The organism is Rhizobium sp. CF142, from assembly GCF_000281145.1.
Lineage (GTDB): Bacteria > Pseudomonadota > Alphaproteobacteria > Rhizobiales > Rhizobiaceae > Rhizobium.
The window spans coordinates 67,555-76,330 of the sequence record NZ_AJWE01000018.1 but is presented as its reverse complement, the minus strand read 5'-3'; the positions used below and the strand labels follow the sequence as shown (position 1 = coordinate 76,330).

Annotated in this window: 7 protein-coding genes; all 7 read right to left on the bottom strand. The window is 58.8% G+C overall.

All coding sequences use genetic code 11. The features are described 5' to 3' along the window. Positions 1-664, bottom strand: a 664-nt coding sequence (locus PMI11_RS05600) for a cache domain-containing protein (RefSeq protein WP_007814326.1), incomplete at its 3' end; no start/stop codon positions are given. A gap of 348 nt (positions 665-1,012) precedes the next feature. Continuing rightward, positions 1,013-1,465, bottom strand: coding sequence for a plant virulence effector HPE1-like domain-containing protein (locus tag PMI11_RS05595; RefSeq protein WP_007814324.1), 453 nt, complete (start codon positions 1,463-1,465; stop codon positions 1,013-1,015). A 108-nt stretch (positions 1,466-1,573) separates the two neighbouring features. Further along, on the bottom strand, positions 1,574-2,845 hold the full coding sequence (gene purD, locus PMI11_RS05590) for a phosphoribosylamine--glycine ligase (RefSeq protein ID WP_007814322.1): 1,272 nt from the start codon (positions 2,843-2,845) through the stop codon (positions 1,574-1,576). A 90-nt stretch (positions 2,846-2,935) separates the two neighbouring features. After that, positions 2,936-4,873, bottom strand: a complete 1,938-nt coding sequence (locus PMI11_RS05585) for a DUF2207 domain-containing protein (protein ID WP_007814320.1) — start codon at positions 4,871-4,873, stop codon at positions 2,936-2,938. Positions 4,874-4,908: 35 nt separating this feature from the next. Beyond that, complete coding sequence (aroA, locus tag PMI11_RS05580; RefSeq protein ID WP_007814319.1) at positions 4,909-6,180, bottom strand: 3-phosphoshikimate 1-carboxyvinyltransferase; 1,272 nt, start codon at positions 6,178-6,180, stop codon at positions 4,909-4,911. A gap of 83 nt (positions 6,181-6,263) precedes the next feature. Beyond that, positions 6,264-6,815: a LemA family protein gene (locus tag PMI11_RS05575; RefSeq protein ID WP_007814317.1), complete on the bottom strand. Its 552-nt coding sequence runs from the start codon at positions 6,813-6,815 to the stop codon at positions 6,264-6,266. A 114-nt stretch (positions 6,816-6,929) separates the two neighbouring features. Then, positions 6,930-8,630, bottom strand: a complete 1,701-nt coding sequence (locus PMI11_RS05570; protein ID WP_348257825.1) for a DUF2207 family protein — start codon at positions 8,628-8,630, stop codon at positions 6,930-6,932. Positions 8,631-8,776 lie beyond the last annotated feature (146 nt).

The window sequence follows — 8,776 nt, the reverse complement described above, 5'->3', positions numbered from 1 at the left end:
CGTTGTGCACGTCCTTCAGAGGACTGGAGATGCCACGGATAAAATAGGCCGCAGCGGCGATGCCGCCGACAAAGACGATCAGCGAGGCGGTGAGCGCCTTCCAGATCGTCGCATTGACCTTCTGCTGGAGGTCATCGAGATAGACGCCGGTACCGACGACGATCTTCCATGGTTCGAAGGCCTTGGAATAGGCGCCCTTGAGGAAGACCTGGTCTTCCGGCTGGCCGGGCTTGCCCCAGTAGTAGAAGGTACGGCCGCCGCCGGCCTTGCCGTGGTCGACGAGCGCCTGGCTGAATTTCGTGCCCGTCTTGTCGACCTGACCGCTCATGTCCTTACCGATGTTGGTCGGATTCGGATGGAAGACCTGGACGACGTTGTAGTCCATGCCGAAGAGATATCCTGATGGCTGGAAGGTCACGCGCTTCAGGATGTCGAAGGCTTCGGCCTGGGCAGCTTCATGCGTCATCTGGCCGGCCTTCTCGCGTTCGTAGAAGGTGTTGAGGACGGAAATGCCCGATTCGACCTGCGTGCGAAGCATATCGAAACGCTCATCATAGATCGCCTGCTCGGATGTACGGATTTCAAAATAGGTTGCGACTGCAAATGCAGCCATCAGAACACCGACCAGCGCGAAAAGCTGGTGGGCAATCTTGAGCTTCTTCATGATTGACCTCACGGAAAGGTGAAAAGCAATATCCCGGATCGGTCAACTCCCGACCTGCGCACGATAAATCGCGCGCCCAGCTAACGCATTCATGCGTTCTCCGGTCCCCCGTAAGTAAAATTAAAGTGAATGATTAAATTATCCTTTAACAAATGCAGCACTTCTACTCGGCACACCTAGTAGAATTGACTGGTAGCTTCTTGCAGACTTGTATAAGTTGCATCTCTTTATAAATGCAATCATATAAATTAGAATACACTTATTTTAAATAGACAAAACGCACCCTGCTTCTCTTCAGGGTGCGTTCGCGACGATCGAAACTTTGATCGGAGTGGTATGGGATCCGAATTAGAAACGGAGCTCAAACGCCGAAGCGTCGAGAGGTGTGGTTCCGCCCATGCCGGCCGTTATCGGCTTCGCATCGCTGCCGACCACGGCTGCCGTCGCCTCATTGTCGATACCTTCGGTGGGCACCGGCGGGGCCAGCGCAAGCATCTGCTCGGGCGTTGCCTTGCTCACGAAAAGGACGGGGGAACCACCCATCCAGTTTTCGGTGCGATAGATCTTCTTTTCTCCGTCGACATCACGGACCTCGGCTTGCTGGAAAGCGCCGGGGCGCAGCTCCGGCACTGAATAATCCTTCTTCGAGGCTTCCGTCTGGAGCGGCGGGCAATGGCCGCAGGTCTCAGTAATGATGCTGCCGGCTTCCTTCGGCTTGCTCGGCCCGACCACTTCAATCGAACCGGCCATGGCGGAACCAGCCGCCAGCAGAAATACTGCACTGAGGAAAATCTGACGCATCAGCACTACTCCGTCTCATATTAGGAGCCAGATTAGCGCAGCTTTGTTTCCATCCCGTCAGAAGAAAGGGTAAAAATTTAGCGAAACGGCCCGTTGTCCGCCCGCTGCCTATGCCTTTTCGCGTTCGACCGCACGCCAGCCGATATCGCGGCGGCAGAAGCCGTTTTCCCATTTCACCCCGTCGATCAGGGCATAGGCGCGATCCTTCGCCTCGCCGACCGTGCGGCCCGTCGCCGTCACGTTCAGAACGCGGCCGCCGGTTGCCACGAGAGCACCATCCTTCAGCGATGTGCCGGCATGAAACACCTTCTCGCCCTCGCCGGCCGCCGGCAGCGCGAGGATCGGGGTGTTTTTCTCATAAGAGCCGGGATAGCCTTTCGAGGCCACGACGACGGTCAGCGCAGGGTCGTCGGTCCATTCGGCCTCGACCTGATCCAGCGTACCGTGGGCACAGGCAAGCAGCAGCGGCAGCAGATCGCTCTTCAGCCGCATCATCAGCACCTGGCATTCCGGATCACCGAAGCGGACATTGTATTCGATGAGTTCCGGCCCCTTGGCGGTCATCATCAGGCCTGCAAAGAAGACACCGCTGAAGGGATGGCCACTTTCGGCCATGCCGTGAATGGTCGGCTCGATGATCTCCTTCATCGTGCGTTCGATCATGTCAGGCGTCATCACCGGCGCCGGCGAATAGGCGCCCATGCCGCCGGTGTTGGGACCGGTATCGCCCTCGCCAACGCGCTTGTGGTCCTGAGCGGTTGCGAGAGGAAGGGCGGTCCTTCCATCGCAGAGGCAGAAGAAGCTTGCCTCCTCGCCATCGAGATAGGCTTCGACGACGACTTCAGCGCCAGCCTCGCCGAAGGCACCCTCGAAGCAATCGTCCACAGCCGCAAGCGCCTCGTCAAGCGTCATGGCGACCGTCACGCCCTTGCCGGCGGCAAGACCATCGGCCTTGACGACGATCGGCGCGCCCTGCTGGCGTATATAGGCCTTGGCCTTCGGAGCGTTGTTGAAACGCTGATAGGCGCCGGTCGGGATGTTGTAGCGGGCGCAGATATCCTTGGTGAAACCCTTGGAACCCTCGAGCTGGGCAGCCGCAGCAGACGGACCGAAGACAGCAAATCCCGCGGCACGCAGCCGATCGGCAATGCCGGCAACCAATGGAGCTTCCGGTCCGACGACAATAAAGTCGATCGACTTTTGCTGGCAGAAGGCGACCGCCGCATCGTGGTCGTCGATATCAAGGGCAACGAGCGTGGCATGCTCGGCGATGCCGGGATTGCCAGGGGCGGCATAGAATTCCGTCATCAGCGGCGATTGCGCCAGCTTCCAGGCGAGTGCGTGCTCGCGTCCGCCCGATCCGATCAACAGAACCTTCATGCCTGATCCCTTTCCTGCCGGTCTGGCCTTTGGCCTAGCCTGTTGGTCTGGCGGTTAAGCGGGAAGGCCCGAAAGGTCAAGCGGGAAAGCTTACCAGCCCCCGCCTCCGCCACCCCCGCCACCTCCGCCGGACGAGCCGCCGCCGGAAAAACCCGAGGACGAACTGGAGGGCGGCGGTGAAGGAATAGTGGACGCGATCGTCGAGGCCATCGACGACGAGAAGCCGCCGATGCGATCGGAAAAGCTGCCGCTGTTGAAATTGCCGGAATACCAAGCGGGACTGTAGGCAGCCGCGGCGGCTCCGGCCGCAGCAGCCGCGAGCCAAGTTTCGAACGTGCGCGACCATGGCTTTTCGACACCGAGCGCCACGGCATAAGGCAACAGAGTTTCGAAATGCTGCGGCGACATTTGCGGTGCGCCGGCCATGTTCATGCGGTCCTTCTCGGCAAGCGTCAGGTATTGCCGCAGGCCATCAACGCCAGCTGTCATCTTGGCACCGAGCGGTGTCGGCGCACCCATGATGAAGAAATAGAGGATGTTGAAGAGCAGGATGCCGCCCACCGCAAAAAGCATGGGCGTTTCGTGGAATTCCATCAGCGAAGAGCCGAGCGCCAGCACAATGGCCGAGAGAATGCTTAAGCCCACAAAAACGGCGATAGCGATGGCAATGACCGCGAAAATCTTGCCGACGAGCGAACGGCCGCGATGCAGCGCCTTCGCAAAACCTGCCACGAAGACAGACAGGAAGACGGAAATGCCGATGGGGATGATCATCAACGCGATCGTATCCGGCTCCAGCGAGCCGAAGACGAAGAGCGCCACCAGGGCCGCAGCGCTTAAAATTACGCCGCCGGTGATATAACCGGCATTGGAATTGTAATATTTGCCGCGGTGTTCCCGTTCGATCGACGAGCGGAAGCTCTGGCCGACCGATTTGACCTTTTCGCCGTTAGCCTTGTCGATGGTGAGCGTATCGCCGCTGCCTCCGACCGCCTTCAGGAGCTCGGCCTCGCCGGTCTGAAGCTTCTCCTTACCGAGCGGCCTGTCGGTGCGACGGATGACAATCGCGTCCTTGAGATCCTCCAGCGTGACATAGCTGCGCACGGCAAGATCGAGCGCGGTTGCCGAAAGCGCCGTCCAGCCCTGGCCGGAAAAGCCTCGGTTGTCGATGTAATTGACAAGCGCAGGCGAAATACCAGCAGGCGGATCCCAGCGCGGCACGACGATCTCGCGCGCCGGATCACGGCCAACCTTCAGCCAGGAGCGCGTGTAATAAAGGAAGACGAGGATAAGACCGCCGAAACCGATGAAATAGTCACGGTTATCGCTGAACCACCAGTTGCTCTCCTGATCGGCGCTCGGCGGATCAATCGCACCCTTCGGCAGTTTCGCGGCGAAGGTCAGTCCCTCCTGCGCGCCGAGAGGCGCGGTGGTTGCGACGACCAGTCTGCTGTCGTCTATGCTTGCTCGAGCATTCTTGCCGGTGGCGCCGACGGGGCCAGTGAAGAAGGTGACATCTTCGGGCACAACGCCCTGCGGAAAGGTGACCGCCGCTACCGCCGAGCGGATCGGAAAAATCCAGCCGTTGCCGGTGACATTCCAATAGAGCTCGTCATGGTCGTCGAAGTAACGGATCTGACGGTTCGTTTTGTAGGTGAAGACATATTGGTGGCGGCCGGGGGAGATCGTCACGTCTTCGGAGCCCGCATAGATGCGGATGCCGCCAGTGATGGATTCCGTATGCCAGGGTTCGTCCCTGCCGTCGCGCTTGACCGAGACGACGCTGAAATCGACGTTGCGGCGTCGGCCGGTCTCATCCCTGAAGGTCAGCGGAAAATCGCGGAAGATGCCCCGCCGGATGCGGTCGCCTTCGGCATTGACGGTGATCGTTTCCGCCACCGTCATCGCCCCGCTCTTTTCCAGCTGGATGGCGGAATCGAAGGAGGCGATGAATTCCTCAGCCGTTGCTGCTCGTGCAGACAGCGCCAGCAGCAATGCGAAACAAATGCCGAAAAACCGCCGGATCATGTCCCCCCCCCGGTTACGATTTGCCCCAGCTCAGCTCAGGCTTCGTCCTTGTAGGCAACCCCCAGTCCCGCAAGCGTGCGCCAGTAGGCAGGGAAGGTCTTGCCGACGCAATCAGGGTCGAGAATGGTGATGCCGTTGATCCTCAGGCCGGCGAGCGCAAAGCTCATGGCGATGCGGTGATCGGCAAAGGTATCGATGTCGGCCGGCAGAGCCTGACCGGCGAGTTCAGGATCGGAATGGACGATCAGATCATCGCCCTCCTCGACCGCCAGGCCCTCGCGGATATTGTTGAGCCCCGTCGACAATGCGCGGATGCGGTCGCATTCCTTGACGCGCAGGTTGGCAATGCCGACGAAGCGGACCGGCGTCTTGTTGAACGCGGCAAGAACCGCGATCGTCGGGATGGCATCCTGCATCTGCGAGCCGTCGATTTCGGCCGGCAGATGCGGGAATTTGGCGATCGTCTCATAGGCCTTGGCATCGGGCTGCGTGAACGCCTCGTTGGCGACGCCGAGATCGATCTTGCCGCCGCTCAGCACTTCGGCCGCCCAAAGATAGGTTGCAGCTGATGCATCCGGCTCGATGACGAAATCAGCGGCGGTATAGCCGGTCGCCTGCACACGCCAGGTCGCGGCATCGAGCTGCTCCACTTTGGCGCCGAAGGCTTCCATGGCGGCAAGGGTCAGATCGACATAACCGCGGGCGCCGATATCGGTGCCCGCGAGCGCGATCGTCACGGGTGCGTTGGCGCCCGGATTGGCAAGCGGTGCTGCCATGAGAAGGGCTGAGACATACTGGCTGGACAGGCCGGCATCGATCTCGACGCGGCCCGAGGCGAAATGACCGTTGCCGCGCACGGTCACCGGCGGGCAGCCGGTCGGGGCTTCGGCATCCAGTCCGAGCGACTTCAGGGCTGCAACCAGCGGGCCGATCGGGCGCTTGCGCATATGCTCGTCGCCATCGACGACGACAGTGCCTTCGACGGAAGCAACGGCCGCCGTCAGGAAGCGGGTCGCCGTGCCGGCATTGCCGAGGAAGAGGGGGGCTTTCGGCTGATGGAGCTTGCCGCTGCCGGTGACGACGAAGGTCTTGTCGTCGGGCTCGTCGATCTGCACGCCCATGGCCCGGAGCGCCTCGGCCATATATTTCGTGTCGTCGCTCTTCAGCGCGCCGGTCAGCCGGCTCGTGCCCTTGGCAAGGCCTGCCAGCAGCAGGGCGCGGTTGGTGATCGACTTCGAGCCCGGAACCACGGCACGACCGGTGAGCGGCTTGCCCGGCGGGATGATGGTGAGCTTGGCTTTACTCATTGCGCTTGTCTCTTCTGTCCATTGCAGCGGCCGCAGACGGCCTTGTCGGACTGCTCATAGCAGTTTTTGTGCAAAGACAAAGGTCAGAACTTGACGGTCGGTACGGCGCGGTCGGCCTCGTTGGCGATTTCGAAATATTCGCGCTTGGCAAAACCAAACTGGCCGGCGACGAGGTTCGACGGGAAGCTCTCGACCTTGACGTTCAGATCGCGGGCAGCGCCATTATAATAGCGCCGCGCCATCTGGATTTCGCTTTCCATCGTTTCCAGCGAGGCCTGAAGCTCGGAGAAATTCTGGTTGGCCTTAAGATCGGGATAGGCTTCGGCCAGCGCCATCACCCGGCCGAGCGCCTGCCCGAGCAGACCTTCCGCCTGCGCCCTGGCCGCGACATCGCCCGATGGAAGGGCCTGCGCCTTGTTGCGGAGCTCAACGACCTCTTCAAGCGTGCTCTTTTCGTGGGCGGCGTAGCCTTTGACGGTCTCGATCAAATTCGGGATCAGGTCCGCACGGCGTTTCAGCTGAACATCGATGCCGGACCAGGCCTCCTCGGCCATTTGCCGAGAACGGACGAGGCCGTTGTAGATGAAGATGACGTAGAGTGCGATGAGGACGACAACAGCGAGTATTATGTACATGCGAATGCGCTCCCAGCTCCGATGGTCGCACGTTAATGATTCGACGCAGTAAAGTCATGATGGCGCGGGAATGCTTTTGCCGATTTTGTAAGGCTTGGGAGGCTGGGAGCCAATCTAGGATTTTTTCAGCCAATCAGGAGCGTAGGCATCCATGTTCTCGCTCGCCAGCCACTGATTGAAGCGCTCGGTCCAGCGTTGCTCTGCCCCAAATGCTATAGCGAATGGAAGGCAACGCTCGTAGCTTTCTACCGACATTTTCGGCCCATCTATCTTGCCGAGAAAATAACGATTTAGCGCCAACAGATTGTTACGGAGCTGACGTTGTGTCGGTGTTGGCATGCGCTTCATCTTGAGAGCAACAACAACTGCGGCAATATCAAGGAGAATGGCCAGCACATATGGCCACTGTTCGCTGACAAGCTCGGCCGTGGTGATGTAGTACAGCGCAATAACCGCTAACACCGGTAGACCTATATATAGACCGAAGGCGTCCTTAAAATTGTTGGGCCAATTGATCCGCTCCGGGCGCAGGATTCCCATCGCGACAAAAAGCGACATTAGCAATATACCGCATACGGCCACAGAATAGAGCAATAGACCCGCAAAATACGCAACCCCAACGCTAAGAACCAGGACAGAAAGTACAGTCACCAATTTACTGCGATCCATCCCACTGCTTAAGCGCCCGTATTCCTCGACAACCTTCTTGTGCAACTCGCCGTTCAAATTGTTCCAGGCGCGCATAATTCTGCGCCGATCATCGACAGGATTTTCTTTCTCAATCTGCTCGAAGACCAGACGGCTGGCGGCCGGAAGGCTATACCACCTGACACCAGTCACCTTGCCCTTTCGTGGTTTTTTGGCAGACAGCTCCGAAGCCTCGGCGTCTTCATTGAGGCCGGAGATGCGGAATTTTCGCTTGACCGCGAGATGGCAGACAGAGGCCAGAAACGCGGCCTTTGCCGCATCCTCCTTCCAATTCCAGAAAAGATAGGCGGCCAGAGCAGGAGATGTAGTCCGTACCACTTTGGTATCGACGTCCGCCAAGTTCTCAGGCAACTGCCACTTGGATCGCAATCTCAATGCGACGAACAGGCCTGCAATCAATGGCCCGCCAATGCTTATGGAGGTCAAAAAATGGTCGGAGAGCCACCAGCGCGCTTGCATCCCGATCGTCGCCTGCCGAAAAGTTCCTTTCGGATATTCGATCTCAATATCAGGTAGCACCCGGTCGGGCTCACCCGCAGCAATCGATACTTCGATCTCGCCGGGTGCATTTTGCGTCATTTCATAAGCTGCAGGGTCAAGCTTCGAAGAGCGCAGCACTCCCCCGGGCGGAACCGTCAGAACAACAGTCTTCTCGGCGCTCCAGTCATGAACACGGCCCATATAAGCAGGCAGGACAAGAACCTGGCGATCGCCCTCTTCACGCACCAGACGGCCTAGCTTGTAGATGATCTTGATATAGCTGACGCCGACCGGAATGTTAGTAGGGCAGCGCTTACAATGCTCTCTGCCGATATAGATCGAGTAGCCCGGCACATTCTGTTCCACAAAATGGTGTTCCTCACGCCCGTCGTGTCGGGTGGAAAACAGCTCGAAATCTCGCCGGTGAACGTTCCCTGACGCATCCTTGAAACGTTGCGGTATATCAACGTAGACGCCACCGTAATTGGTCGACTTCTTGACCGCGATGGCGAAGTTTTCCGACACCTCAGCACTGCCGTCATCAGACACTTCAACCGTCGTCTTTACGGATTTGACAAGGAACTCTGCGTCAAAATTGCCGCATGACGTCAGCAATGCGGAAAACACGCATAGGATAATCCGCGATGAGAGCACTCGGAGCATTCCGCTCGGAAAACCCATAGATGAAATTCTAAAACAAAGAGGCTTGCTCTTCAAAGGGCGTCCCGAATCTATACTTCAATTTTACCGCGCAACGAGACAATGTAGGAGCG